The following is a 24,804-nucleotide window of genomic DNA, read 5'->3' on the forward strand; positions in this document are numbered from 1 at the left end:
GCCGACCGGGCGCCTTCACCCGCGTTCCTGGCCTCATCCGTGGTCAGACGACCAGACTCACCAGCGCCGCGACCGCGAAGCCCGCGACCGAGAGCACCGACTCCAGCACGGTCCAGGACTTCAGGGTGTCCCGTTCCGGGATCCCGAAGTACTTCGCCACCATCCAGAAGCCGCCGTCGTTCACGTGCGAAGCGAAAATCGACCCCGCCGAAATCGCCATGATGACCAGCGCCAGATGCGCCTGTGACATCCCCTGCCCCTCGACCAGCGGCAGCACGATCCCCGCCGTCGTCACGATGGCGACCGTCGCCGAGCCCTGGGCCACCCGCAGGACGAGGGACAGCAGATAGGCGAGGAGGATGACCGGGAGGCCGACGGTGTGGAAGGTGTCGGAGAGGGCGTCGGCGACGCCGCTGCCCTTGAGGACGGCGCCGAAGACCCCGCCCGCGCCGACGACCAGGAGGATGTTGCCGATCGGCTTCAACGACGCCGTGGACACCGTCTCCAGGGACTTGCGGGACCAGCCCCGGCGGATGCCCAGCAGGTGGTAAGCGAGCAGTAGCGCGAGGGTCAGCGCCACGAAGGGGCTTCCGAAGAACTCGATGACCGAGCGGAGGGTGCTGGGGGCGAGGGCGACCGAGGAGAAGGTCGCGAGGAGGATGAGGACGAGAGGGGTGCCGATGATGGCGAGGACGGTGATGAGGGCGACCGGCTTTTCCCGTGGGGAGCCCCCTGCGGCGCTCTGCTCCGCGGCTACGGCGGCCTTGGCCTCCTCGGCGGCCTCGACCATGTCCTGCGGTACGGGGACGAAGAGCCGCTTGCCGATCCAGGCGCCGTAACCCCAGGCGGCCAGTACGGCGGGGATGCCGCAGACGGTGCCCATGAGGATGACCCAGCCGAGGTCGACCTTGAAGAGACCGGCGGCGGCGACGGGCCCGGGGTGCGGGGGCAGGAAGGCGTGGGTCATGGAGAGACCCGCGAGAAGTGGCATGCAGTAGAGGAGGATGGATTTGCCACTCCGCCTGGCCGCCGCGTAGACGATCGGCGCGAGGACGAAGATGCCGATGTCGAAGAAGACCGGGATGCCGAAGATCAGGCCGGTCAGGCCCATGGCCAGCGGGGTGCGTTTCTCGCCGAAGAGGCCCAGCAGGCGAGCGCTCAACACCTCGGCGCCGCCGGAGACTTCGAGGATCGCGCCGAGCATGGTGCCCAGGCCGATGATGATGGCGACATGTCCGAGGATGCCGCCCATGCCGGTCTCGATCACGGAGACGGCGGCGGATTTCTGGACCGTACCGAAGAGTTCGGTGACGGAGAGGCCGGCGGCCAGGCCGACGGCGATGGAGACGCCGAGCAGGGCGACGAAAGGCTGGAGGCGGACCTTGATGATCAGGACGAGGAGGAGGGCGATGCCGAGGGCGGCGACCGTCAACAGGCCCGCGGTGCCCGGTATCAGGGCGAGCAGTCCGCCGGTGTGGGGTGGTGACGATGGTGGTGGGGCGGCGCTCGTGGCGGCGAGGAACATCGGGGAACTCCGTTGGCGGGAGGAGGCCCGGGGGTCCGGGGGTGTCCCCTGGAGATCACGCCGGGCGGGACGGGTCACGGCACGGCGCCCCCTGGGGTGCGGGTGCCGTGCCGTGCGGCCGGTGGTGCGATGTTCTGGCGGATGCTCTCAAGGCACGGTGGGGGTGGCTCAGCTCTGAAGGGACAGGCGGTCCCGGCGTCCCCGACGCCACCGCGGCCGGGTTCACGGGTGGCGCAGCTCTGAAGGGACAGGCGGTCGCCCGGCTGTGGAGGAACAGGTGGTGGCTCAGCCCAGGACCGCGAGGGCGTCGATCTCGATGAGCAGTCCCTTGGGCAGGCCGACATAGACCGTGGTGCGGGCGGCGGGGGCTTCCTTGAGGCCCTCGGCCTCGAAGTAGGCGTTGTAGATCGCGTTCATCTCGGCGAAGTGGTCGATGTCGGTGAGATAGACCCGGATCATCATGACGTCGTCCCAGGTCGCGCCGCCCTCTTCGAGGATGGCCTGGACGTTGGCGAGGGTCTGCAGGGTCTGTTCGCGCAGCGTGGGGCCGGCGGGCGTCGGGGGCCGACCCTCGGCGGCGGGGAGGAAACCGACCTGGCCGGCGACCTGGAGGATGTTGCCCTTCTTGACGCCGTGCGAGAACTTCGCGGGCGGGGTGGTGTGGGTGGCCGGGGTGAGGGCGATCTTGTCCGTCATGCGGGGTCCTTTGCTGGGGTCGTGCCGGAGTACTCCCGGCTGATGGCTTCGGCGGTGCGGCGTACCAGGGGGAGCAGGGTGAGGAGTTCGTCGGCGGTGACGACGACGTTCGGCGCGGAGACCGACATGGCGGCGACGACGCGTTTGTCCGCGCCGCGGATGGGGGCGCCCACGCAGTTGATGAACTCCTCGTGGCCACCGAGATCGGTGGCCCAGCCCTGTTCGCGGACCTTGGCCAGTTCGGCCAGGAAGGCCGCGGCGTCGGGCGTCGAACGGGAGGTGTAGCGGGGGTAGTCGAGCTTTTCCGCGAGGGCGCGGCGCTCGGCCTCGGGCAGGTCGGCGAGCAGCAGTTTGGCGACCGCGGCGACGGTGATGGCGACGGGTTTGCCGATCCGGGAGTACATCCGGACGGGGTAGCGGCTCTCGACCTTGTCGATGTAGAGGACCTCGTTCTCCTCGTGGACGGCGAGATGGACGGTGTGTCCGCATTTCTCGTGGAGTGCGACGAGGTGGGGGTGGGCGATCTCCCGGATGTCGAGGTTTTCGACGGCCTGCTGGGCGAGGGTGAAGAGCCGGGCGCCGAGGCGGTAGCGCTGGTCCGCCTGGCGGTAGACGATGCCGTGTTCGTGGAGGGTGCGCAGCAGGCGCAGGGCGGTGGATTTGTGCACGCCGAGGCGGACGGCGACCTGTTCGAGGTTGGCCGGGCCCTCCGCGAGCAGCGGAAGGATGCTCAGCGCGCGATCGACTGTCTGGCTCATGCCGGTGCCTCGCTTCGCTCGTTCACCGCGTACGTACCTCCTCATCGGCCTGTTCGTCGGCCGCCATGGCGTTCGTCCAGCCGGGGCCGAGGTGCAGTGTCCCCCAGGCGGTGTCGTCGAGACCGGCCAGGCGGTCGGCGAGCGCCCGGCCCGGGGGTGCGGCGAGGTCGCCGGGGGCGGTGAGGGCCGCGGCGGCCCAGAGGTGGCCGTACCGGATGCGGGTACGGACGGGCAGCCCGCGGAGGGTGGCGGAGAGGAACCCGGCGGCGAAGGCGTCGCCGGCGCCCGCGGCGGCGATGACGTCGACGTTCAGGGACGGGACGCGGGTGCGGAGTTCGGTGATGCCGGTGCGGTGAAGGAGCGGGTCGTCGACGCCCTGGAAGACATCGTGGAAGGCCATCGCCCCGCCCCTGCCCTGCTTGACGACCAGGATGTCCGGCTCGGGGATCGCCTCGCGAAGGGCCCGGATGCCGTGCAGGCCCCATGCGTCCCGGGCCTCGTCGTCGCCGACGAACACGATGTCGGCGCGGCGCGCCAGGTCGAGGAGGATCCGGGGGTCCCGATCGCCCGTCCAGAGTCCGGCCCGGTGGTTGACGTCGAACGAGACCAGTGGGCGGCCGGGGCGCGGAGTCGTGAGGTCGCCCAGCAGGCCCAGGCAGTCCTCGGAGAGGGCGGCCGTGATCCCGGACAGATGCAGGATCCGGCCCGATCCGATCGCCGCCAGGTCCATGGTGGTGACGGACATGGCGGAGGCGGCGGAACCGGCCCGGTAGTAGGCCACTTCGTGGGCGTCGGTGACGCGGTCGCCGGCGGTGCGGAAGTAGATGCCGGTGGGGCGGGTGGGGTCGCGGCGTACGGCGCGCGTGTCGACGCCGTAGCCGGTGATGGCCTGGACGAGGTGGTCGCCGAAGCTGTCGGCGCCCACCCGGCTGAGCCACCGGGCGCGGTGGCCGGCGGCGGCGAGCATGCACGCCACATTGGATTCCGCACCGCCGATGGCGCGCTCGAAGGCGGGTACGTCGGCGAGCCGCCCCGGTGTGGTGGGCAGGAAGGTGACCATGGACTCGCCGAGGCAGACGACGTCGACGTCGTTGGAGAACGTGGTCACGATCGGTCGCGCTCCTTCGCTCGCCACGGCTTGCACAGCGGGCTTCCCCAGTGGCGTCCGCACCCGGCCTTCTCGCGGTTTCTCCCACCATTGACCCGGCGTTTCTTCCACCATTGACCCGTTGACAGCTCGGATGTTAGACAGCGTTAAGCGTTATACGCAATGACTGTTGCAAATATTGCAACGAGAGTGTGAGGAGGCCCCATGGCCGGCGAGCGGCTCGCGAAGGGACTCACGCAGGGAGTCGTCCAAGGACTCGGGGGACTCGCGGACGAACGGATCGATCACCGCTTCAAGGCGCTCCCCCCGGACGCCGACGGCCTGACCATCGGAGAGCTGGCCGCCCAGCGCCGCAACCTCTTCCGTGGCGGCTTCACCACCCCTGTCCTGGCCCTCTCCGCCGAGTCCGTCGAGCACAACCTGGCCGTGATGGAGACCTATGCCGAACGGCACGGCCTGGCCTTCGCCCCGCACGGCAAGACCTGTATGGCCCCGCAGCTCTTCGCCCGCCAACTGGAGCGCGGGGCGTGGGGCATCACCGCCGCCGTCCCCCACCAGGTCCGTGTCTACCGCGCCTACGGCATCCAGCGGATCTTCCTCGCCAATGAGGTGGTGGACGCGGCCGCGCTGCGCTGGCTCGCCCGCGAGCTGGACACCGACCCGGACTTCCGGCTGATCTGTTACGTCGACTCGCTGCGCGGTATCGAGCTGATGGACACGGCGCTGCGCGAGGCCGGGGCCACCCGCCCGGTGGACGTCGTCGTCGAACTGGGCGCCGGTGAGGGCGCGCGTACCGGCGTCCGTACCGAGACCGAGTGCCTGGAACTCGCCGACGCCATCGCGGGGGTGGACACCCTCCGGCTGGTCGGCATCGCCGGCTACGAGGGCGAGGTCCCGCAGCCCACACCCGAGAGGGTCGCCGCCTATCTGCGCCGGCTGGTGGCACTGACCGTGGAGTTCGACAAGGCCGGCCGGTTCGCCGATCTCGACCGGATCGTCATCAGCTCCGGCGGCAGCGCCTGGTTCGACACCGTCGCCGAGGTCTTCGCCGAGCTCCCCGAGCTGTCCGCCCCGGCCCTCAAGCTGCTGCGCTCGGGCGCGTATGTCTCGCACGACAGCGGCCACTACCGCCGTATCACTCCCTTCAACCGCGTACCGGAGGAGGGCGAACTGCAGCCCGCATTCCGGCTGTGGGCGCAGGTCGTCTCCCGTCCCACCCCCGAGCAGGCGTTCCTCAACGCGGGCAAGCGCGACGCCGCGCACGACCTCGATCTGCCGCAGGCCCAGGTCGTACGGTCCGGCCGGGACGGCACCGTGCGCCCGGCGGACGGCATCACCGTCACCGGCCTGTCCGACCAGCACGCCTGGCTCGCGACGGAGAGCGCGGGCGCCCTGGAGGTCGGCGACTGGGTCGGGCTGGGTCTGTCGCACCCCTGCACGTCCTTCGACAAATGGCAGCTGATCCCGCTGGTCGAGGCGGACGGCACGGTCGTCGACCTCATCCGCACCTTCTTCTGAGGCGCCCGCCATGGACCTGGTCATCCGTGACGCGAAGGTCGTCGACGGCACCGGCGGCGCCTCCTGCCGGGCCGATGTCGCCATCGACGGCGGCCGGATCGCCGCCCTCGTGCGCGAGGGTGCGGGCCGACGCCCCAGCGCCCGCCGGGTGCTGGACGCCGGCGGCCTCGCGCTCTCCCCCGGCTTCATCGACATGCACGCCCACAGCGACCTCGCCCTGCTGCGCGACCCCGGTCACGAAGCCAAGGCCGCCCAGGGCGTCACCCTCGAAGTCCTCGGCCAGGACGGCCTGTCGTACGCGCCGGTGGACGACGCCACCCTCGCCCAGGTCCGCGCCCAGATCACCGGCTGGAACGGCGGGGCGCCCGGGGACACCTCCCCGGACTTCACCTGGAGGTCGGTCGGCGAGTACCTCGACCGGCTCGACCACGGCTTCGACGGCCACGGCATCGCCGTCAACGCCGCCTGTCTCGTCCCCCAGGGCACGGTCCGGATGCTCGCGGTCGGCTACGAGGACCGCGCGGCCAGCGCCGACGAGCTCACCCGGATGAAGCAACTGGTCGCCGAAGGCATGGAACAGGGTGCCGTCGGCCTCTCCTCCGGCCTGACCTACACCCCCGGCATGTACGCCTCGGACGCCGAACTGACCGAACTGTGCCGGGTGGTGGCCCGCTACGACGGCTACTACTGCCCGCACCACCGCTCCTACGGGGCGGGCGCCCTGCAGGCGTACGAGGAGATGCTGGCCGTCACCCGCGAGGCCGGCTGCGCCCTCCATCTCGCCCACGCCACCATGAACTTCGGCGTCAACAAGGGCCGCGCCCCCGAGCTGCTCGCCCTCCTGGACAAGGCCCTCGCCTCGGGTGCCGACATCACCCTCGACACGTACCCCTACACCCCCGGCTGCACGACCCTGGCCGCGATGCTGCCCGGCTGGGCCGCGGTGGGCGGGCCCGAGGCGGTCCTGGCCCGCCTCCAGGACCCGGAGAGCGCCGCCCGGATACGGCACGACCTGGAGGTCACCGGCTCCGACGGCTGCCATGGCGTGCCCATCGAGTGGGACACCGTCGAGATCTCGGGCGTGCGCGACCCGGGACTCGCCGGCCACGTCGGGAAGACGCTCGCCCACAGCGCCGCCGAACGCGGCGAGGCCCCCTGGACCACCGCCCGCCGTCTCCTCATCGACGACCGCCTCGGCTCGACGATCCTCCATCACGTCGGCCACGAGGAGAACGTCCGGCAGATCATGCGGCACCGTGTGCACACCGGCGGCAGCGACGGCATCCTCCAGGGCGACAAACCCCACCCCCGCGCGTACGGGACCTTCCCCCGGTACCTCGGCACGTACGTGCGCGAACTGGGCGTGCTGTCGCTGGAGGAGTGCGTCGCACATCTGACCTCGCGCCCGGCCGCCCGGCTACGGCTGCCCGACCGCGGCCTGGTCCGCGAGGGCTACCGCGCCGACCTGGCTCTCTTCGACCCCGAAACGGTCGCCGCCGGCTCGACGTTCGAGGCGCCGCGCGTGCTGCCACTGGGTATTCCGTACGTCCTGATCGACGGCCGCTTCGTGATCGAGGACGGCCGACGGACGGACGTACTGGCGGGACGGGCGGTGCGGCGGACGGACGGACCGGCGGGCGAGGGGAGCGGCGGACGCGCTGGTCGGGCGGCGGCGGGCAGGGCCGGCACCGTCACCCCCCGTGACACACTCCACACCAACAGTTGATCCAGTGGGCAAAAACACCGGGCGGGCGCCGTTATGCGGCCGTAAGGTGGCTGACATGCAGGTGATCCAGTCAACCAAGCTCGCCAACGTCTGCTACGAAATCCGTGGCCCGGTCCTCGAGGAGGCCATGCGGCTTGAGGCGGCGGGTCATCGCATCCTCAAGCTCAACACGGGCAACCCGGCGGCGTTCGGCTTCGCATGCCCGCCCGAAATACTGGAGGACATCCTCCGGTCCGTCGGCACGGCCCATGGCTACGGCGATGCGAAGGGCCTGCTCTCCGCCCGCCGCGCGGTGATGCAGCACTACCAGACCAAGGGCATCGAGCTCTCCGTCGACGACATCTACCTGGGCAACGGCGTCTCCGAGCTGATCCAGATGTCGATGCAGGCGCTGCTGGACGACGGCGACGAGGTACTCGTCCCGGCCCCGGACTATCCGCTGTGGACGGCCTCGGTCTCGCTCTCCGGCGGTACGGCCGTGCACTACCGCTGCGACGAGCGGGCGGACTGGATGCCCGACCTGGCCGACATCGAGCGCAAGGTCACCGACCGCACCAAGGCCATCGTCGTCATCAACCCCAACAACCCCACGGGCGCCCTATACGACGACGAGCTGCTGCGCGGTATCGCGGAGCTCGCCCGCCGCCACAACCTGATCGTCTGCGCCGACGAGATCTACGACAAGATCCTCTACGACGGTGTCACCCACACCCCGTTCGCCTCACTCGCCCCGGATCTGCTCACGCTGACCTTCAACGGTCTGTCGAAGTCGTACCGGGTGGCCGGCTACCGCAGCGGCTGGCTCGCGGTCTGCGGCCCGAAGGCGCACGCCAGCTCGTACATCGAGGGCCTGACGATCCTGGCCAATATGCGGCTGTGCGCCAATATGCCGGCCCAGCACGCGGTCGCGACCGCGCTCGGCGGCCACCAGTCGATCAACGATCTGGTGCTCCCCGGCGGCCGGCTGCTGGAGCAGCGCGATACGGCGCATGAGCTGCTCACCCAGATCCCGGGCGTCAGCTGCGTCAAGCCGAAGGGCGCGCTGTATGCCTTCCCGCGGCTCGATCCCAAGGTCTACAAGGTCAAGGACGACCGGCGGATGGTGCTGGACCTGCTGCGCGCCGAGAAGATCATGATCGTCCACGGTACCGGCTTCAACTGGCCGGAGCCGGACCACTTCCGTCTGGTCACACTCCCCAACAAGGACGATCTGACGGACGCCATCACCCGGATCGGCTCCTTCCTGGACGGTTACGGACAGCACTGAACCGCACTACCGACAGCACAGAACCGCCCCTACGGCCAGTACCGACGTCCCGGCATCCCCACGCCGCGCACCTTTGGCTGTACACCTCACAACTTTAGACAGAGTCTAAGCTAGGATGGTCTCCTAGCCATTTTCAGGAGGCCATCCCATGTACGAACCGATCCGCACCAAGTCGGTCCACACCATGGCCGCCGCCCCGGAGATCCCGCACCGCTCCCGCGAGGAGGAGCTGGACATCCGGCTCGCCGGACAACTGACCGCGCTGCTCACCGTGACCGACGAGCTGCACGCCCTGGCGGTGCGGGCCGACGACGCCACGGACGGCGATGCCGCCTACGGGGCCGCACTGGACGCCGCCGCGCTGGCGAACGCCGCCGATCGCCTCGCCGAGCAGGTCGCGCGGCTGAACGGCGGCCGCTGTCCGCTGCGCGCCGAGCCGACCGGCGGCGACCCGTCCCGTATCCCGGCCCTGCAGCAGCGCGCCCACACTCTGGCGGGGAACGCGCTGGCGGTGGCCACTTCCCGTAACGACGCCGCGGCGATCACCCTGACGTCCGAGCGCCTGGAGGCGCACCACGCGCCGCTTCCGGACCTCGCTACGGCGTGACGGGGCACGTCGGAGGAGTGACGTGACGGGTCACGCCAGGGCAGTGACGGGCGGCCCCGTGGTGCCGCTGGGCGACGCCCGAAACGCGTCCGGGGCCCCGCACCGAATGTGGGACCCCGGACGGGAGTTGAGCGTCGTACTACGCGTCGCGCCTAGCCGAGACGCCGGACCAGCGCACGGTACTCGTCCCACAGCTCCTTCGGCGTGTGGTCACCGAAGGTGTTGAGGTGCTCGGGGATCAGCGCCGCCTCCTCGCGCCACACGTTCTCGTCGACGGTGAGCAGGAAGTCGAGGTCGGCGTCGTCGAGGTCGAGGCCCTCGGTGTCCAGCGCGCCCTTCGCGGGCAGCACGCCGATGGGGGTCTCGACACCCTCGGCCGTACCCTCCAGCCGCTCGACGATCCACTTGAGCACCCGGCTGTTCTCGCCGAACCCCGGCCACACGAAGCGGCCCTTGTCGTCCTTGCGGAACCAGTTGACGTAGTAGATCCTCGGCAGCTTGGACTGGTCCTTGTCGGCACCGACCTTGATCCAGTGCGCCATGTAGTCGCCCATGTTGTAGCCGCAGAACGGCAGCATGGCGAACGGGTCGCGGCGCAGCTCGCCGACCTTGCCCTCGGCCGCGGCGGTCTTCTCGCTGGCGACGTTGGCGCCGAGGAAGACGCCGTGCTGCCAGGACAGCGATTCGGTCACCAGCGGTACGGCGCTGGCGCGGCGGCCGCCGAAAAGGATCGCCGAGATCGGCACGCCCTTGGGGTCCTCCCACTCGGGCGCGATGATCGGGCACTGGCCGGCCGGGACGGTGAAGCGGGCGTTGGGGTGCGCCGCCGGGGTCTCGGACGCCGGGGTCCAGTCGTTGCCCTTCCAGTCGGTCAGATGAGCGGGCTCCTCCTCCGTCATGCCCTCCCACCACACATCGCCGTCGTCCGTCAGGGCGACGTTGGTGAAGACGGAGTTGCCCCACAGCGTCTTCATGGCATTGGCGTTGGTGTGCTCGCCGGTACCGGGCGCGACGCCGAAGAAGCCCGCCTCGGGGTTGATGGCGTAGAGGCGGCCGTCCTCACCGAAGCGCATCCAGGCGATGTCGTCGCCGATGGTCTCGACCGTCCAGCCGGAGATCGTGGGCTCCAGCATGGCCAGGTTGGTCTTGCCGCAGGCGCTGGGGAAGGCGGCGGCGACGTATTTGGCCTCGCCCTGCGGCGGAGTGAGCTTGAGGATCAGCATGTGCTCGGCGAGCCAGCCCTCGTCGCGCGCCATGACGGAGGCGATGCGCAGCGCGTAGCACTTCTTGCCGAGCAGGGCGTTGCCGCCGTAGCCGGAGCCGTAGGACCAGATCTCGCGGGTCTCGGGGAAGTGCGAGATGTACTTGGTGGAGTTGCAGGGCCAGGGGACGTCGGCCTCGCCTTCGGCCAGGGGGGCACCGAGAGTGTGCACCGCCCGGACGAAGAAGCCGTCGTCGCCGAGCTCGTCGAGCACCGGTTTGCCCATACGGGTCATGGTGCGCATCGAGACGGCGACGTAGGCGGAGTCGGTGATCTCCACGCCGATGGCGGAGAGGTCGGAGCCGAGCGGCCCCATACAGAACGGGACGACATACATCGTCCGGCCCTTCATCGAGCCGCGGAAGATGCCGCCTTCGCCGTTCACACCGGTGAAGATCTCGCGCATCTCCGCCGGGGCCTTCCAGCGGTTCGTCGGGCCGGCGTCCTCCTCCTTCTCGGAGCAGATGAAGGTGCGGTCCTCGACGCGCGCCACGTCCGTGGGGTCGGACGCGGCATAGTACGAGTTGGGGCGCTTGATCGGGTCGAGCTTCTGGAACGTGCCCTTGTCGACGAGCTCTTCGCACAGTCGCTGATACTCCGCCTCCGAGCCGTCACACCAGACGACCCGGTCGGGCTGGGTGATCGCCGCGATCTCATCGACCCAGGAGAGGAGCTCCTGGTGACGGGTGGGGGCGGGGGGAGGGAGCCGCGTTGTCGCGCGCCACGATCGCTCCTAGATGAGGGTGTGGACGGATCCATGCCCGTTTTGCCGGGAAAATCCGCAACTTTTTGGATGTCTGCCCCTTGGGGGCCGCGACCCGGATGCTTCGTGACCGCTCATCCGGTGCCGACCGCACTCATTTGATCATCCGACCCTGTTCAGCTTCTGTCCAGAGGGCACTGTGGTGACCGTCACCACTTCAGGGCGAATCCGTAACTTACGGTGGCGTAGATAGCATTGCGGCCATGACTTCCGCGCCAGACGCCGCCGAGAGCCGCCCCTCCACCGCGCCTGCCGCGGCCGGCAGAGGCTCCCCGACCGACTCCGACTCCGACTCCGTCCCCGACCCCGGCACCGGCTCGGGCACCGCGACCACCACGGCCACCCCGGTGACCAGCACCGATACGGGGCCGATCGCGGCGCTGGCCGCCGTGACCTCGCCGCTCAAGCCGAAACTGCGCGGCTGGCTGCACGCCGGGATGTTCCCCGCCGTCCTGCTCTCCGGAGTCATCCTCACCGCGCTGGCCGACAGCACCCGCGGACGGCTGGCCTGCGCCATCTACACGCTGACCGCCTGCCTGCTCTTCGGCGTCAGCGCGCTCTACCACCGCGGCAATTGGAGCCCGCGGGCGGACGGCGTTCTGCGCCGCCTCGACCACGCCAACATCTTCTTGATCATCGCCGGCACCTATACGCCGGTGACGGTGCTGCTGGTGCCCGGATCCCGCGGCCAGGTGATGCTCTGGGCGATCTGGGCGGCCGCACTGGCCGGTATCGCCTTCCGCGTCTTCTGGGTCGGCGCACCGCGCTGGCTCTACACCCCCTGCTATCTCGCCATGGGCTGGGCCGCCGTCTTCTTCCTCCCCGACTTCCTGCGGACCGGCGGCATCGCCGTGCTGGTGCTCGTCATCGTCGGGGGGGTGCTCTACAGCGCGGGCGGCGTCATCTACGGCATCAAGCGCCCCAACCCCTCACCGCGGTGGTTCGGCTTCCACGAGGTCTTCCACTCCTTCACACTGGCGGCCTTCGTGGTGCACTACGTCGGCATCTCGCTGGTGGCGTATTCGCACGCCTGAGACGGGCCGGCCCCGGACCGGACGATCGGCCCCCCTTCGTCTCAAGGGCATGGGGGGTGCTCCTCTCGCACCCCGCCGTGGCCGCGGCCGAGAGGCCGCGGCCACGCGCCATGTCAGGACCGCCAACCCCGCGGACACGATGGCGAGAACCAGCACATGGCCACCGATGAGGAAACCGGCGACACACAGCACGGCGGCCACCGCGCCATACAGCTCACTCGCAGGTCGCATCCACATCACCCACCGACCACCCTCCGACCACTCCTCCCGGCATCACCGAAAGTAATCATTCCCACGCCTCAGCGTGACACACACCACCGACAGTCGGGGTTCCATGACGGTCCGGAAGTACCGGGAGCACCGGCAGTACCGCGGCCGTGGCCGCCCGGCCCCCCGCTGCCCGACAATCAGGCCCCATGGTTTTCCGCACGTAGATCCGCCACCACGCCAACCGGGACGCCGTAGACCGGGCTGCGCGAGCGGAAGAAGATCCAGACCCGGCAGCCATCCGCCGGGCCGCCTGCCGGCTCTTCGCACAGCAGGGATACGACGCGTCCCCCGTCGATCAGATCGCCGAGGCCGCGGAGGTCTCGCCCAGCACGGTCTTGCGCTACTTCCCCACCAAGGAGGACATCATGCTGACGGACGAGTACGACACCCTGCTGGAGGCCGGGATCCGCGCCCGTCCCGCCGACGAGCCGATGGTGGAGGCGGTGCGGCAGGTCGCCATCGAGACACTGCTCCGGATCGACGCGGCGGACCGTACCGGACTCGTCCAGCGTGCCCGGCTGATCCGCGAAGTCCCCGCCGTCCGAGGCCGTACCGCGGAGCACACCGCCCGGGACGCCGCGATGATCAGCGCCCTCCTGGCGGAGCGCACCGGACGCCCGGCCGACGACCTGGAGGTGCGGGTCATCGGTGCGGCGATCCCGGCGGCCTCCAGGAGGCGCTGCTGAGCTGGGCGGAGGACGACCGGACGGCGGACCTGGAAGACCTGATCAACCAGGCGCTGGAGGTGCTGGCTCGGGGGCTCACCCCCTGAGGGCGGGCACTTACGCACTGAGGGCTGGGACTCACCCGCACAGGGAGAAGGCGGATGGCGCGCTCCCGCGCCCCCGTCGGCTTACAACTCCACCACCACGGCGCCGAGATGACGCCCCTCCGTCAGCTCCCGGAGCGCCCGCGGCGCCTGCTCGATGCCCTGGAGCCGGACGTGCGGGAAGGTGAGCGTGCCGTCGCGCAGGCCCTTGCCGAACGTCGTGTGCCACTCCGGGATCAGGTCCAGGTGGTCGTAGAGGGCAAGGCCGCGCAAGGTGATGCTGCGGGCGAGCAGCGACAGGGTGTCGATCTCCGTGGTGAACGGGCCGTCTTCGGAGAGCTGGCGGGACAGCGCCCCGATGAGGGCCAGGCGGGCGCCCCTGTTGGCGACGGCGATCGCGGCCCGGAGCTGCTCGCCGCCCACGTTGTCGAAGAGCGCGTCGATGCCCTCCGGGGCGGCCCGGCGCAGCTGCTCCTCTATGGGGCCCGCGCCGCGCATCACCACCGCGTCATAGCCGAATTCCGCGGTCAGCCGGTCCGCCTTGGCCTGCGATCCCGTACTGCCGATGACGCGGGTGGCGCCCCGCAGCCGGGCGATCTGGCCCGCCAGCGAGCCGACGCCGCCCGCCGCCCCGGTGACGAACACCGTGTCCCCGGGGCGCACTTCGGCGCCGCGCACCATGCCCATCCAGGCGGTGGGGCCCTGGGAGAGATAACCGGCCGGGTCGGGCAGCACGTCCGGGTCGATACGTTGCGCCTGCGGGGCGTCCAGCAGTGCGTACTCGCGCCAGCCGAGGCGGTGTTGCACCAGGTCACCGGGGTTGAGATCGGTCCCCGGGGCGGCCACCACCGCACCGATGGCCGCGCCGTTCAGCGGCTCGCCGAGCTGGAAGGAGGGCATCGGCACATCGGTGGTCTCGTCCATCAGGGTGCGCATCACGGCGGCGACGTTCATCAGGGTGTTGCGTACCAGGACCTGGCCCGGTGCCGGTTCCGGAACCGGCACCTCCACGATCTCGAAGAGGTCGTCGGTGACCGGCCCCTGGGGACGGGCGGCCAGGCGGACTTCACGGTGCGTACGGTTCGTCATGTCTTGAGGCTAGATCGTGCCGGGGATGTCACAACCGGTCGCTGGTCCTAGGACCTGAGGCGGCGCCCCGGCGTTACGGTCCAGGCGGGGCGTCATGGGCCAGGCGGGGCGTCACGGGCCAGGCGGGGCGCTACGGGGCCGATCCGAGGTACCGGCAGACCCCCGGGAGGGGCGTCCCAGGGGATCTCCCCGGGGCGCACCTTCCCGCCTCCGTACCCCGTCACGTTCGCAGCCGCTCCGCCAGTTCCTCCGGGTCCGTCGTCGGCCGCTCGCAGGTGAAGTTGCGGCAGACGTACGCCGCGGGCCGGCCGTCGACCAGGGGGCGTTCCATGAGGAGCGGCACCTCCTCGCTGTCGTCCGTCCCGGGTGCGCCGAGCGCGACGACCGTCCCCGGGGCGGTGCCGAGCAGCGCGGCACGGTGCAGAGCGCGGGTGGCCGGGTCGTCCTGGGGGCCGACGACGGCGACCTCGCGCGGCCCGGCCAGCGCGGCCTCGGCGACGGCGAGCCCCCACCCGATGAAGCGCGGGACCCGGCCGCCGAGCGCCGTGACGATCCCGAGAGCGCGCTCCGCGGCGTCCCGGTGGAGGCCGCTTCCGGTGAGTGCCCCGTACGAGAGCAGGGCGCCGGCGGCCGCGGTCCATCCGGAGGGCGTGGCGTTGTCGGTCGGGTCCTGGGGGCGGCGGATCAGCTCCTCGGCGTCGGCGGCGGTGTCGTAGAGGGCGCCGTCCGCGGCGGTGAACTGGACGAGCACGGTGTCCAGGAAGAAACCGGCGAACTCCACCCAGACGCCCTCCCCGGTGACCGAGGCCAGCGTCAGGAAGCCCTCGGCGACATTCGCATAGTCCTCCAGGACACCGGAGTTGACGCCGGGCGTGCCCTCACGGGAGGTGCGGTGCAGCCGGGCCTGCCAGTCCATGTGGACGCGGACCAGGAGGTCGGCGGCGTCGGTGGCGGCCTGGATCAGGTCCGGCCGGTCGAAGTAGGCGCCGGTCTCGGCGAGCGCGGCGATGGCCAGCCCGTTCCAGGAGGCGACGATCTTGTCGTCCCGCCCCGGGCGAGGCCGCTCCGCACGCGCCTCAAGCAGCCGCCGCTTGACGGACGCCACCCGTTCGGCGTCCGCCCACCCGTCGCCCACCACGGCCCTTCCTTGGGAGCGCTCCGTGCTGCCCCTCTCTCGCTCGGTGTCCGGGAGTTGAAGGACCGACGCCCCTTGCTCGAAGGTGCCCTCCTCCGTGACGCCGTAGTACTGGGCGGCGAATGCCGCGTCCCTCTCGCCGAGCGCGGCACGCAGTTGCTCCGGCGTCCATACGTAGTAGGCGCCCTCGGCATGCCTCCCGGTGCCGTCGTCGCTGTCCGCGTCCAGCGCGGAGGCGAAGCCGCCCTCGTCGGTGCGCAGCTCGCGGACCATGAAGTCGGCGGTCTCGACGGCGATCCGGCGGGCCAGGTCGGATCCGGTGGTCCGCCACAGGTGCGCGTAGGTCCGGCACAGCAGGGCATTGTCGTAGAGCATCTTCTCGAAGTGCGGCACGGTCCACTCGGTGTCCACCGCATAGCGCGCGAAACCGCCGCCGAGCTGGTCGTAGATACCGCCGCGGGCCATCGCCGCGCAGGTGGCCTGCACCATTTCCAGGGCCGCCGCGGATCCGGTCCGGGCGTGCAGGCGGAGCAGGAATTCCAGCGCCATGGACGGCGGGAATTTGGGCGCGGCGCCGAATCCGCCGTGTACCGCGTCGAATTCGCGGGCCAGCTCCATCAGCGCGGTGTGCAGCTCCTCGGTGCCCGGGGGGCGCTGGTCCTTCCCGGCCAGCGTCTCGGCCAGCGAGCGCCCCGAGAGGTCGGCGACGATCCGGCCGGCGACCTCGCCGACCTCCTCGCGCCGGTCGGCCCAGGCGCTGCGTACGCCCTCCAGGACCTGGCCGAAGGACGGCATGCCGTGCCGGGGCTCGGGCGGGAAGTAGGTGCCGAAATAGAAGGGCTCGGCTTCCGGGGTGAGGAAAACGGTCATCGGCCAACCACCCTGGCCGGTGGCGGCCTGTAGGGCCTCCATGTAGACGGCGTCGACGTCCGGGCGCTCCTCGCGGTCGACCTTCACGGACACGAAGTTCTCGTTGAGCAGCGCGGCGGTGGCCGGATCCTCGAAGCTCTCGTGCGCCATGACATGGCACCAGTGGCACGAGCTGTAGCCGACGCTGAGCAGCACGGGCACACCGCGCCGCCGGGCCTCTTCGAACGCGTCGGCAGACCACGGCCACCAGTCGACGGGGTTGTCGGCGTGCTGGAGCAGATACGGGGAAGTCTCATGAGCCAGGCGGTTCGGCATACGTCCATCCTCTCCCAATGCACCGTGGTGAGGCGGGAGCAGAGGGCGCTTTTCGGGCCGACGGCCGCAGTCGCGGGGTCTCTCTCCGGCCTGTGGACAACTCTGCGGGCGCGAGCGCGGGAGTTATCCACAGGACTGCCGGAATTCACGCGGAGGCGGAACACTGTGCGTACGGCGACGATCACGGCTGGAGATCGCGGGCACTGACCCGGGGCTCCTGAAACTGCTGAAGACTGCGGGAACTGCTGGAGGGGGATGAGCATGCCGGGCTCACTGGCTGTGTTGCGCGAGGGTCACCGGGCGGATGCGGAAGGGCTGCTGGCGCGGGCCGTCGAGGAGGAGGTACGGCGTTCGTCCGGGCGGCTCGACCGGGAGACGCTGCTGACCAGAGCGCGGGCCGCGCTGGAGGAGCTGACGGGCTCCGCGTCCGAGGAGTACGCCGCGTATGTCCGGGCGCTGGACGAGGCGGCGGCGGGCCACCGCCCGCTGACGGAGCGGCTGTCGCGCAAGGAGCTGGGCACCCCCGCGGTGGCGACGGCCGTGGCGGCGGTGGCGGCCTTCGGCACGGACCTCGCGTACGGCACGGGCGCGGGCGCGGCGCTGGGCGTGGGGGCCGCCGTCGTGGTGGCGGGCGCCGCGGCCACCGTCCTGAAGCTCACGGCGGGGCACTGGCCGGCGGCGCACCGGCAGGCGGGCATGCGAGGCCAGCCCGGTGGCCCGGAACAGCTGCGGCTCCAGTGGCTGACGGCGCTGGAGGTGCGCGGCATCCGGCCGTTCCTGGACCAGCAGCGGATGCTGACGGCGGCGGCCCGAGGCGGCGGCACGGCGACCGTAGGGGCCTCCCCTGCTCGAACGGAGTTGAGAGCTTGGGGAACGGCCGCGCCGAGCACTGCCCGGGGCCCGCAGCTGCGCGGCGCGGACCGTAGCGCGGCGGCCCGCCAGCGGTCCGTACTGGAGCACTCCTTCTCCCAACTCCCCCGTCCGGACGGCCCGTTCGCCGGTCGGCGGGCGGAGCTGACCCGGATCGCGCAGTGGGTGCACGCGGCCCGTGCGAGCACGGAGACCAAACCGACGGTGGTGGTACTGCACGGCGAGCCGGGCTCGGGGCGTACGGCGCTGGCGGTGCGGGCCACGCACCAGCTGCGCGATCAGTTCCGGGGCGCGTGCGTGGTGGATCTGCGCGGCGACACCCCCGGTGAGGTGCCGCTGCCGACCCGGGACGCACTGCTGCATCTGCTCAACCGGCTCGGCGCGCCGCGCGAGCAGCTGCTGTTCCGGGAGCGCCCGTCCCAGGAGCAGCACGTCACACGGCTGACCGAGCTGTATCACCAGCATCTGACCGGCCTCCCGGTGACGGTCCTGCTGGACGACGCCTCGGATCCGGAGCAGGTGCGGACGCTGGTGCCGGACCGCTCCGACAGCCTGGTGCTGGTCACCTCCCGTGAGCCGCTGGAGCTGCCCGGGGATCTCCAGGCGTGGGTGCATCACCTCCCGGTGGGGCCGCTGGACGCGGCGGGCACGGAGGAGCTGCTGCGCGCGTCGGCCGCGGCGGACGGGCCCGCGGACGCGACGGGCCCGTACGACGCGCGGGCGATCGACGAGATCTCCGAGCTGTGCGCCGGACTGCCCCTGGCGCTGCGGGTGGCGGGCTCCTCGCTCGGGTCGCGGTCCCCCGCCTCACTGGCCGCCGACCTCGCGGCCCACGGCCCGGTGACGCCGACGGAGCGCGCCCTGTGGCTGTGCTACTCCGGCCAGTCGGAGACGGCCCGCCAGTTGCTGCGCCGGCTGGCGCTGGTGGGCCGGGCGTCGCTGGGCGCGGCGGCCGCGGCGGCGCTGCTGGGCATCGCCGACGAAGAGGCGGAGCGGCAGCTGACGGCGCTGGCCGAGGCCGGGCTGATCGAGCATGTCCGCGGCCGGCGCTATCGGCTGCACTCCCTGGTGCACCGCTTCGCGCACGACCGCCTGGTGGCCGAGGAGGAGCCCGGCGAGCGCGGCGCGGCGCAGGAGCGGCTGATCCGCGGCTACGCGGAGCTGGCCGACTCGGTGATCCGCCTGGTCGACGGCCGTACGTCCACCCGCGCCGACCGCTTCGGTTCGCACGGCTTCACCTCCCTGGACGCGGCTCTGCAGTGGCTGGACGACGAGACCAGCTTCATCACCGCCGCGCTGCGGCACGCCGATCAGGACGTGGACCAGGCGGCGGTTTCGCACCTGCTGGGCGCGCTGGCCGACTACTGCCTGCTGCGCGGTGACCTCTACCGGCTGGGCGAGCTGACCGAGCTGACCCGGGCCGCGGGCCAGGGGCTGCTGGTCCGCTCGGTGCAGTGGCGTACGGGCATCGCCGCGCGGCAGCTCGGCGAGCTGGACAAGGCGCGCACCACGCTGTCCTCGGTGGTCGATCTGTACTTCGAGGCGCAGCATCCGGCGGGCGCCGCCCGTGCGCTGCGCGATCTGGGCATCACCCTCCAGCAGCAGGGCAATCTGACCGAGGCTGCGGCGAAGCTGCGCGAGGCACTGGATATGCAGGCCGGTCCCGACCTGCGCGGCGACCGGGCGTGGACCCTCCATGCCCTGGCGGCAGTGGAGCGGGACCGGGCACGGATAGCCGAGGCGCAGGAGCTGCTCCGCGAGGCCCTGGAGCTGCACGAGGAGAGCGAGAGCGTGCACGGCCAGGCGTGGGCGCACTTCCAGCTCGGCCAGGTGCATCTGCGGCTGGGCGAGGTGCCCCGGGCGGAGGAGGCGCTGCACTCCGCGATGGAGCTCTACGGCCGGACGCACGACGAGCGCGGCACGGCCTGGGCGATGACGCAGCTGGCGCGCGCCCGGCTGGTGGACGGCGAGCCGGCCCCCGCGGTGGACCGGCTGCGCCAGGCACTGCCGCTGCACAAGGAGCACGAGGACGCTCGGGGTGAGGCGTGGACGATGTACTACCTCGGCCAGGCGCTGGAAGAGCGCGGCGAGCGCGATGCCGCGCTACGGCAGCTGGAACGTTCGCGGACGATGTTCAGCCGCATGCAGGACGGCTACGGCCTGGCGTGCGCGCGCCACCACTCGGGGCGGGTGAGCCGCGATCTGCGGGCGGAGCAGACCGGCTCGCTGCGCAACAGCGGCTTCGCCCGCCAGCTGCTGCAGGACGCCCGCAAGGACTTCCAGCGGATCGGGGTGCCACACGGCGAGGCGTGGTCATGCCTGGAACTGGTGATCATCGACGCCGGGAACGGCCGGACGGCGCAGGCACTGGAGCTGGCCGACGAGGCGGCGCGCATATTCGCCGACTACGGCGACCGGCGCGGCGAGGACTGGGCCCGCTTCCTCCGCTGCACGCTGCTGCCGTTCGCGTCACCCGGCGGTTCGGTGGTCGGCACGGCCGTCGCCCAGGAGGAGCTGGCCCAGCTGACCCGGGAGAGGCATCCGTCCCGCGACTCGAAGCTGGAGGACTGCGCGGAGACGTTCGCACTACTGCTGGAGCGCGGCGTCGAACCGGAAACGGGGTGGCAAGCGTGGCGGCTGGGCATGGTGCCTAGCCGGGCTGCTCGCGAGGTGATGGGGGTTGGCTGCGCCTGAGCCCCACGTTGTCGACTGTTCCGCCGTGGGGGTCGCCTGCCTGCGGCGGGCCTGCGCCGACGTTTTGGCTGTCCCGCCGTTGCACCTGCGGTGGGCTGTGCCCGCTGCGCGAGGCTGTTCGGCAGCGGCGCCGGCCCTCCGGACTCCGTCCTGCGGTCCGGCACCTCCCGAGGAGGTGGGGAATAGACGGTGGGGGTACACGTCGGCGGTCAGGCGCGCCCTGTCGGGACGATCACAGGTGTCTGACAGACCATATGTGCCCCCACCGGGCCCCTTTCCCCCCACCGTCGGGAGGGGCCGCTCCGCAGGACGGAGTCCGGAGGAGCGGCACCGCACCCGAAAACCCACCCCCGCCGCAGGCGCAACGGCGAAACACCCACACGGCGGGACAGCCGACCACGTGGGGCGCACGCCCGCCGCAGGCGAACCCCTCACGGCGGAACAGTCGACAACGGCGAGCAACGACGCCGGGCAGGGCAAGGTGCAGCGTCAGTCCTCACGCTGCTCTTCGAAATCCACCTTCTTCATGTGGCGGTTCATGGACTTCATCAGCAGCCACACGGCACCGCCGATGACCGCGAAGACGATGAAGCCGAGGACGCCGGGGGTCACCTTGTCCTTGTCGAAGCTGTCGGCAAGGGTGACGAAGTGCGTCAGGGCGAGGGTGCTGGTCGCGCTCATCATGGGGTCAATTGTTGCGGATGCCCGCGAAGAGGTCGTCCTCGGGGAGGGAAGTGTCGACCCGCGACTTCGCGAGCTCGTACTCCTCCGTCGGCCAGACCTCGCGCTGGATGTCCATCGGGACCCGGAACCACCCGCCGTCGGGGTCGATCTGGGTGGCGTGCGCGATCAGTGCCTTGTCGCGGATCTCGAAGAACTCGTCGCACGGGATGTACGTGGTCAGCGTGCGCTCACGCTGCTCGAACTGCTTCCAGCGCTCCAGCCACTCGCCGTACGGAGAGTCCATGCCGCGCGTCAGCAGCGCCTCGTGCAGCGCGACGGTGCGCGGGCGGTTGAAGCCCTGGTTGTAGTAGAGCTTCTGCGGCTGCCAGGGCGCACCGGCCTGCGGGTACTTCTCCGGGTCGCCGGCCGCCTCGAAGGCCACCATCGTGATCTTGTGGGTCATGATGTGGTCCGGGTGCGGATAACCGCCGTTCTCGTCGTAGGTCGTGATGACCTGCGGCTTGAACTTCCGGATCAGCCTGACCAGCGGCTCGGCGGCATCGTCCACGTCCTGCAGCGCGAAGCAGCCCTCGGGCAGCGGCGGCAGCGGATCGCCCTCGGGCAGCCCGGAGTCGACAAAGCCCAGCCACTCCTGCTTGACGCCCAGGATTTCCCGGGCCTCGTCCATCTCCTTCTTCCGTACGTCGTGGATGTTCTCCTCGATGTACGGGTCGCCCTGGAGTTTGGGGTTGAGGATGGAGCCTCGCTCGCCTCCTGTGCAGGTGACGACCAGCACGTCCACCCCCTCGGACACGTACTTGGCCATGGTGGCCGCCCCCTTGCTCGACTCGTCGTCGGGGTGGGCGTGGACCGCCATCATTCGCAGCTGCTCAGTCAAGACTCGATCCTCAGTGAAAGGGTGGAGACGATGCCTCCTATAGTGACCGAAGCGAGGGGGCGCTGTATTCCCTGAGGAGGGGACCCTCCGGGGGTATTCACATGCTTGGTCCCCCGGTCCCCGCAGCAGGAGGAATGATCATGACGGCGGTGCGCGAAGGGCTCCCGGACGGGCGCTACGGCCGGTCCGCGGATCAGCGCACGGATCGCAAGCTCAAGATCATCGGTGGTGTGCTCGGGGTCGCGCTGGTCGGCGTGGTGGGCTGGGCCGGCGCCTCGTACATCTCCGGGCAGGATCTCAGCGGACGTGTGATCACGTGGGACGCGGTGTCCGACAGCGCCGTCACGGTGCGCCTGGAGGTCGTCAAGGGCAAGGACGACACGGGCGTGTGCACCCTCCGCTCGCAGTCCGAGAACGGCGCCGAGGTGGGCCGTAAGGACGTCATCATCGACCAGCGCACGGAGCAGGTGGACACCGAGATCACGGTGCGTACGACGAAGCGGGCCACCACCGCCGAGCTCGTTGGCTGTACGGTGGCCGACGGCAGCTGACCCGGCGGCGACCCGCCCCCCGGCGCCACCCCGGCGCCAGAGCAGCGGCGCGCGCCGCCCGGCGTCTCACACCCCGCCTCAGCGCCCCCCGCACCACATGTCGGACGTCCGGCATGCCGGGGGACAGGGCCGGGCGAGGGACCGACGCACCACCGCTGACCAGCGCTGATGCATTCCTACGCGATCCATGCGGATTTCCTCTTCCCCGTTTTGTGGCGGAATTGTTAGGCTCGTGGTTTCGCCCACCTGTGAAGGCGCAACCCTTCCTGGTAGGGCGTTTGATTTATCCCCAGTACCGACGAGGAGCACCTGTGACCCAGACCGCGGATAACGTCACCTGGCTGACCCAGGAGGCGTATGACCAGCTCAAGGCCGAGCTGGAGTACCTGTCTGGTCCCGCACGCGCCGAGATCACCGAGAAGATCCAGGCGGCTCGCGAGGAAGGTGACCTGAAGGAGAACGCCGGCTACCACGCGGCCAAGGAAGAGCAGGGCAAGCAGGAGCTTCGTGTCCGCCAGCTCACTCAGCTGCTGCAGACCGCGAAGGTCGGCGAGGCCCCTGCCGCCAACGGCGTCGTGGCCCCCGGCATGGTCGTCACCATCGCGTTCGACGGAGACCCGGACGACACCCTCTCGTTCCTGCTGGCCTCGCGCGAATACGCGAGCTCGGACATCGACACCTACTCCCCGCAGTCCCCGCTGGGCTCCGCCGTCAACGGTGAGAAGGTCGGCACCGAGGCGACCTACGAGCTTCCCAACGGCAAGACCGCGATGGTGAAGATCCTCGAAGCCAAGCCGTACGCGGGCTGAGCCACGCGCCGGTCGATACGGATCGGTCGATACAGATCGATCGACACGGACACAGCGACACGAGCGACGCGAAGCGACACAACGACAACGACACAGCGACACAGGGAAAGCGGCCCGGGCATCAGGCTCCGGGCCGCTTCCGCGCGTCACGCGCTCCGTGGGTCCCTCTGTCGCACGGTATCCCTTCGCCGCAGAGTGTCCCGTCGCCACACAGTTTCCCTTCGTCGCACGCGGCTCATGCCGTAGCCGACCGGTACTTGCGCACCGCCAGCGTCGGGAAGATCGCGATGATCACGACGGACCAGAGGAGCGACGCCAGCGCCGGATGCTCCATCGGCCAGGCACCGGTCACCGACTTGAGGCCCCCCGCGGGGGTGTTGCCGAACAGCTCCCGGGCCGCGGCCACCGTCGCGCTGAACGGGTTCCACTCCGCGACATGCTGCAGAAACGTCGGCATGCCGTGGACCGGCACAAAGGCGTTGGAGATGAACGTCAGCGGGAAGAGCCAGATCAGCCCGCCCGAGGTGGCCGCCTCCGGCGTGCGCACCGAGAGGCCGATCAGGGCTCCGATCCAGGAGAAGGCGTAGCCCAGCAGGAGCAGCAGGGTGAAGCCGGCCAGCACCTGGGCGATGTTCTCGTAGGCGCGCCAGCCGATCAGCAGCGCGACGACGGCCAGCACGACCAGAGTGAGCGCGGTCTGCACCAGGTCGGCGAGGGTACGGCCGGTGAGCACCACGCCCCGGGCCATCGGCAGCGACCGGAACCGGTCGATCAGGCCCTTGTGCATATCGTCCGCGATGCCCGCACCGGCACCCGCCGTGGCGAACGTGACGGTCTGCGCGAAGATGCCCGCGGTCACCTCTACCTGCACTACCCCGAACCGGTATTGCACAGTGGGCCGCGTGAACTGGCCCCTGATGCTGACGTTCTCAGGGCATTCGTGGAATCGATGGACGATGCCGTTGACGTCCGGCCGATCGACTGCGTGGAGACGGTGCTGCACCTCACGGGCGGGTTCGACTCCGGCACCGTGGGAACCCGCCTCGCCGAGCGGTACCCGAACCGCTTCCCAACTGCCGCGCTCCTGATCGCCGGCCCGGGACGCGCCCATCAGATCCACCGACGCTCGGAATTCATCAAGGCGCTGCCGTTCGCGGAGCCGGACCACCTGATCGACGCCATAGAGCACCCGCCGTTGTCGCCGGCGTGCGCCCGGGTCAAGGGCGAGAGGATCAGCCCGTACGAAGAGCCTCTTCACCGGCCGTTCACCAAGCTGACTGAGGACCTGGCCGACCATGGCGCTCGCGTGGTCGTAACGCGGCTCGGCGGCGACGCGGTGGACCGGGCAGCACAGGAAGGGCGCGCATGGGTCCGCCGTGGCTGCCACTTCCCCGAACTGGTGAGGTACAACGAGACCCAAGGCTTCAATCTGGTGCACGAAGTGCAGCGCACGCACACCAAGGTCTATCTGATGGGCCGCCGAGCCGAGCGCATCGCTGGCTTGGAAGAGAGGTTCCGAGCGCTGTAGAGGGTGACGCGTTGCGCGCGGCCAAGAGTCAGCCGGTTCTGTAGCTGGCCTGCTCTCCCGCATGCCCCGCTCATGCGTCT

General features: G+C 70.6%; 19 protein-coding genes and 2 pseudogenes. 11 read left to right on the forward strand and 10 right to left on the reverse strand.

All coding sequences use genetic code 11. The features are described 5' to 3' along the window. Nucleotides 1-43: 43 nt before the first annotated feature. The 4 genes from K9S39_RS17200 to K9S39_RS17215 all read right to left on the reverse strand — a co-directional run bounded on the left by K9S39_RS17200 (nucleotide 44) and on the right by K9S39_RS17215 (nucleotide 4,039). Nucleotides 44-1,525 (reverse strand): GntP family permease, encoded by a 1,482-nt coding sequence (locus tag K9S39_RS17200; protein WP_248864247.1) that lies wholly within the window; start codon nucleotides 1,523-1,525, stop codon nucleotides 44-46. Nucleotides 1,526-1,810: 285 nt separating this feature from the next. Continuing rightward, on the reverse strand, nucleotides 1,811-2,221 hold the full coding sequence (locus tag K9S39_RS17205) for a RidA family protein (RefSeq protein WP_248864248.1): 411 nt from the start codon (nucleotides 2,219-2,221) through the stop codon (nucleotides 1,811-1,813). Continuing rightward, nucleotides 2,218-2,979, reverse strand: a complete 762-nt coding sequence (locus K9S39_RS17210; RefSeq protein WP_248864249.1) for an IclR family transcriptional regulator — start codon at nucleotides 2,977-2,979, stop codon at nucleotides 2,218-2,220. The genes K9S39_RS17205 and K9S39_RS17210 overlap by 4 nt, the downstream gene beginning before the upstream one ends. Nucleotides 2,980-3,001: 22 nt before the next feature. Then, the gene (locus K9S39_RS17215) at nucleotides 3,002-4,039 is read right to left on the reverse strand and encodes a sugar kinase (protein WP_248868830.1); all 1,038 of its coding nucleotides are present in this window, start codon (nucleotides 4,037-4,039) and stop codon (nucleotides 3,002-3,004) included. Nucleotides 4,040-4,291: 252 nt separating this feature from the next. Here K9S39_RS17215 and K9S39_RS17220 point away from each other — a divergent pair, with 252 nt between their 5' ends. The 4 genes from K9S39_RS17220 to K9S39_RS17235 all read left to right on the forward strand — a co-directional run bounded on the left by K9S39_RS17220 (nucleotide 4,292) and on the right by K9S39_RS17235 (nucleotide 9,205). Beyond that, nucleotides 4,292-5,605 carry an amino acid deaminase gene (locus K9S39_RS17220; RefSeq protein ID WP_248864250.1) on the forward strand — a complete coding sequence of 438 codons (1,314 nt, stop codon included), beginning with the start codon at nucleotides 4,292-4,294 and terminating at the stop codon, nucleotides 5,603-5,605. A 10-nt stretch (nucleotides 5,606-5,615) separates the two neighbouring features. Beyond that, entirely contained in the window at nucleotides 5,616-7,331 is a 1,716-nt protein-coding gene (locus K9S39_RS17225) for an N-acyl-D-amino-acid deacylase family protein (RefSeq protein ID WP_248864251.1), read from the forward strand. 55 nt (nucleotides 7,332-7,386) lie between these two features. Beyond that, nucleotides 7,387-8,598 carry a pyridoxal phosphate-dependent aminotransferase gene (locus tag K9S39_RS17230; protein ID WP_248864252.1) on the forward strand — a complete coding sequence of 404 codons (1,212 nt, stop codon included), beginning with the start codon at nucleotides 7,387-7,389 and terminating at the stop codon, nucleotides 8,596-8,598. 148 nt (nucleotides 8,599-8,746) lie between these two features. After that, nucleotides 8,747-9,205, forward strand: coding sequence for an SCO4983 family protein (locus K9S39_RS17235; RefSeq protein ID WP_248864253.1), 459 nt, complete (start codon nucleotides 8,747-8,749; stop codon nucleotides 9,203-9,205). A gap of 152 nt (nucleotides 9,206-9,357) precedes the next feature. On the opposite strand, the pseudogene K9S39_RS17240 reads toward K9S39_RS17235, so the two are convergent. Then, a pseudogene (locus tag K9S39_RS17240) lies at nucleotides 9,358-11,191 on the reverse strand (phosphoenolpyruvate carboxykinase (GTP)). A gap of 241 nt (nucleotides 11,192-11,432) precedes the next feature. Here K9S39_RS17240 and trhA point away from each other — a divergent pair. The 3 genes and pseudogenes from trhA (at nucleotide 11,433) to K9S39_RS42415 (ending at nucleotide 13,219) form a co-directional block, all read left to right on the forward strand. Continuing rightward, a complete protein-coding gene (gene trhA / locus K9S39_RS17245; protein ID WP_248864254.1) occupies nucleotides 11,433-12,263 on the forward strand; it encodes a PAQR family membrane homeostasis protein TrhA in 831 nt (276 codons plus the stop codon). A 506-nt stretch (nucleotides 12,264-12,769) separates the two neighbouring features. After that, nucleotides 12,770-12,841, forward strand: a pseudogene (locus K9S39_RS42410) (TetR family transcriptional regulator); the annotation flags it as partial. A gap of 57 nt (nucleotides 12,842-12,898) precedes the next feature. Next, nucleotides 12,899-13,219 carry an acyl-CoA-like ligand-binding transcription factor gene (locus tag K9S39_RS42415; RefSeq protein ID WP_319949561.1) on the forward strand — a complete coding sequence of 107 codons (321 nt, stop codon included), beginning with the start codon at nucleotides 12,899-12,901 and terminating at the stop codon, nucleotides 13,217-13,219. Nucleotides 13,220-13,386: 167 nt separating this feature from the next. Here the strand turns inward: K9S39_RS42415 and K9S39_RS17255 are convergent, their stop codons facing one another. Together K9S39_RS17255 and K9S39_RS17260 are read right to left on the reverse strand one after the other, a co-directional pair. Beyond that, entirely contained in the window at nucleotides 13,387-14,391 is a 1,005-nt protein-coding gene (locus K9S39_RS17255; RefSeq protein ID WP_248864255.1) for an MDR family NADP-dependent oxidoreductase, read from the reverse strand. Nucleotides 14,392-14,611: 220 nt separating this feature from the next. Continuing rightward, entirely contained in the window at nucleotides 14,612-16,711 is a 2,100-nt protein-coding gene (locus K9S39_RS17260) for a thioredoxin domain-containing protein (protein WP_248864256.1), read from the reverse strand. Between the two features lie 261 nt (nucleotides 16,712-16,972). Between K9S39_RS17260 and K9S39_RS17265 the strand changes: the two genes are divergently transcribed. Continuing rightward, a complete protein-coding gene (locus K9S39_RS17265) occupies nucleotides 16,973-20,275 on the forward strand; it encodes an ATP-binding protein (protein ID WP_248864257.1) in 3,303 nt (1,100 codons plus the stop codon). Nucleotides 20,276-20,764: 489 nt separating this feature from the next. Here the strand turns inward: K9S39_RS17265 and K9S39_RS17270 are convergent, their stop codons facing one another. Together K9S39_RS17270 and mca are read right to left on the reverse strand one after the other, a co-directional pair. Further along, on the reverse strand, nucleotides 20,765-20,959 hold the full coding sequence (locus tag K9S39_RS17270) for an RAMP4 family protein (protein WP_248864258.1): 195 nt from the start codon (nucleotides 20,957-20,959) through the stop codon (nucleotides 20,765-20,767). Nucleotides 20,960-20,963: 4 nt separating this feature from the next. After that, on the reverse strand, nucleotides 20,964-21,836 hold the full coding sequence (mca, locus tag K9S39_RS17275; protein ID WP_248864259.1) for a mycothiol conjugate amidase Mca: 873 nt from the start codon (nucleotides 21,834-21,836) through the stop codon (nucleotides 20,964-20,966). Between the two features lie 140 nt (nucleotides 21,837-21,976). Between mca and K9S39_RS17280 the strand changes: the two genes are divergently transcribed. Both K9S39_RS17280 and greA read left to right on the forward strand, forming a co-directional pair. After that, on the forward strand, nucleotides 21,977-22,387 hold the full coding sequence (locus K9S39_RS17280) for a DUF4307 domain-containing protein (RefSeq protein WP_248864260.1): 411 nt from the start codon (nucleotides 21,977-21,979) through the stop codon (nucleotides 22,385-22,387). 311 nt (nucleotides 22,388-22,698) lie between these two features. After that, on the forward strand, nucleotides 22,699-23,196 hold the full coding sequence (greA, locus tag K9S39_RS17285) for a transcription elongation factor GreA (RefSeq protein WP_248864261.1): 498 nt from the start codon (nucleotides 22,699-22,701) through the stop codon (nucleotides 23,194-23,196). A gap of 235 nt (nucleotides 23,197-23,431) precedes the next feature. Here greA and K9S39_RS17290 read toward each other — a convergent pair whose 3' ends face one another. Further along, entirely contained in the window at nucleotides 23,432-24,154 is a 723-nt protein-coding gene (locus K9S39_RS17290) for an ABC transporter permease (RefSeq protein WP_406708143.1), read from the reverse strand. Between K9S39_RS17290 and K9S39_RS17295 the strand changes: the two genes are divergently transcribed. Then, on the forward strand, nucleotides 24,146-24,724 hold the full coding sequence (locus K9S39_RS17295; RefSeq protein WP_248864262.1) for a hypothetical protein: 579 nt from the start codon (nucleotides 24,146-24,148) through the stop codon (nucleotides 24,722-24,724). The genes K9S39_RS17290 and K9S39_RS17295 overlap by 9 nt on opposite strands. Nucleotides 24,725-24,804 lie beyond the last annotated feature (80 nt).

This window comes from Streptomyces halobius, from assembly GCF_023277745.1.
Classification (GTDB): domain Bacteria; phylum Actinomycetota; class Actinomycetes; order Streptomycetales; family Streptomycetaceae; genus Streptomyces; species Streptomyces halobius.

What these genes read in the sequence shown, in the direction of transcription:
- K9S39_RS17200 (WP_248864247.1), bottom strand. Translation starts at nt 1,525, where the DNA reads ATGTTCCTCGCCGCCACGAGCGCCGCCCCACCACCATCGTCACCACCC.
- K9S39_RS17205 (WP_248864248.1), bottom strand. Translation starts at nt 2,221, where the DNA reads ATGACGGACAAGATCGCCCTCACCCCGGCCACCCACACCACCCCGCCC.
- K9S39_RS17210 (WP_248864249.1), bottom strand. Translation starts at nt 2,979, where the DNA reads ATGAGCCAGACAGTCGATCGCGCGCTGAGCATCCTTCCGCTGCTCGCG.
- K9S39_RS17215 (WP_248868830.1), bottom strand. Translation starts at nt 4,039, where the DNA reads ATGGTCACCTTCCTGCCCACCACACCGGGGCGGCTCGCCGACGTACCC.
- K9S39_RS17220 (WP_248864250.1), top strand. Translation starts at nt 4,292, where the DNA reads ATGGCCGGCGAGCGGCTCGCGAAGGGACTCACGCAGGGAGTCGTCCAA.
- K9S39_RS17225 (WP_248864251.1), top strand. Translation starts at nt 5,616, where the DNA reads ATGGACCTGGTCATCCGTGACGCGAAGGTCGTCGACGGCACCGGCGGC.
- K9S39_RS17230 (WP_248864252.1), top strand. Translation starts at nt 7,387, where the DNA reads ATGCAGGTGATCCAGTCAACCAAGCTCGCCAACGTCTGCTACGAAATC.
- K9S39_RS17235 (WP_248864253.1), top strand. Translation starts at nt 8,747, where the DNA reads ATGTACGAACCGATCCGCACCAAGTCGGTCCACACCATGGCCGCCGCC.
- trhA (WP_248864254.1), top strand. Translation starts at nt 11,433, where the DNA reads ATGACTTCCGCGCCAGACGCCGCCGAGAGCCGCCCCTCCACCGCGCCT.
- K9S39_RS42415 (WP_319949561.1), top strand. Translation starts at nt 12,899, where the DNA reads ATGCTGACGGACGAGTACGACACCCTGCTGGAGGCCGGGATCCGCGCC.
- K9S39_RS17255 (WP_248864255.1), bottom strand. Translation starts at nt 14,391, where the DNA reads ATGACGAACCGTACGCACCGTGAAGTCCGCCTGGCCGCCCGTCCCCAG.
- K9S39_RS17260 (WP_248864256.1), bottom strand. Translation starts at nt 16,711, where the DNA reads ATGCCGAACCGCCTGGCTCATGAGACTTCCCCGTATCTGCTCCAGCAC.
- K9S39_RS17265 (WP_248864257.1), top strand. Translation starts at nt 16,973, where the DNA reads ATGCCGGGCTCACTGGCTGTGTTGCGCGAGGGTCACCGGGCGGATGCG.
- K9S39_RS17270 (WP_248864258.1), bottom strand. Translation starts at nt 20,959, where the DNA reads ATGATGAGCGCGACCAGCACCCTCGCCCTGACGCACTTCGTCACCCTT.
- K9S39_RS17280 (WP_248864260.1), top strand. Translation starts at nt 21,977, where the DNA reads ATGACGGCGGTGCGCGAAGGGCTCCCGGACGGGCGCTACGGCCGGTCC.
- K9S39_RS17295 (WP_248864262.1), top strand. Translation starts at nt 24,146, where the DNA reads ATGGACGATGCCGTTGACGTCCGGCCGATCGACTGCGTGGAGACGGTG.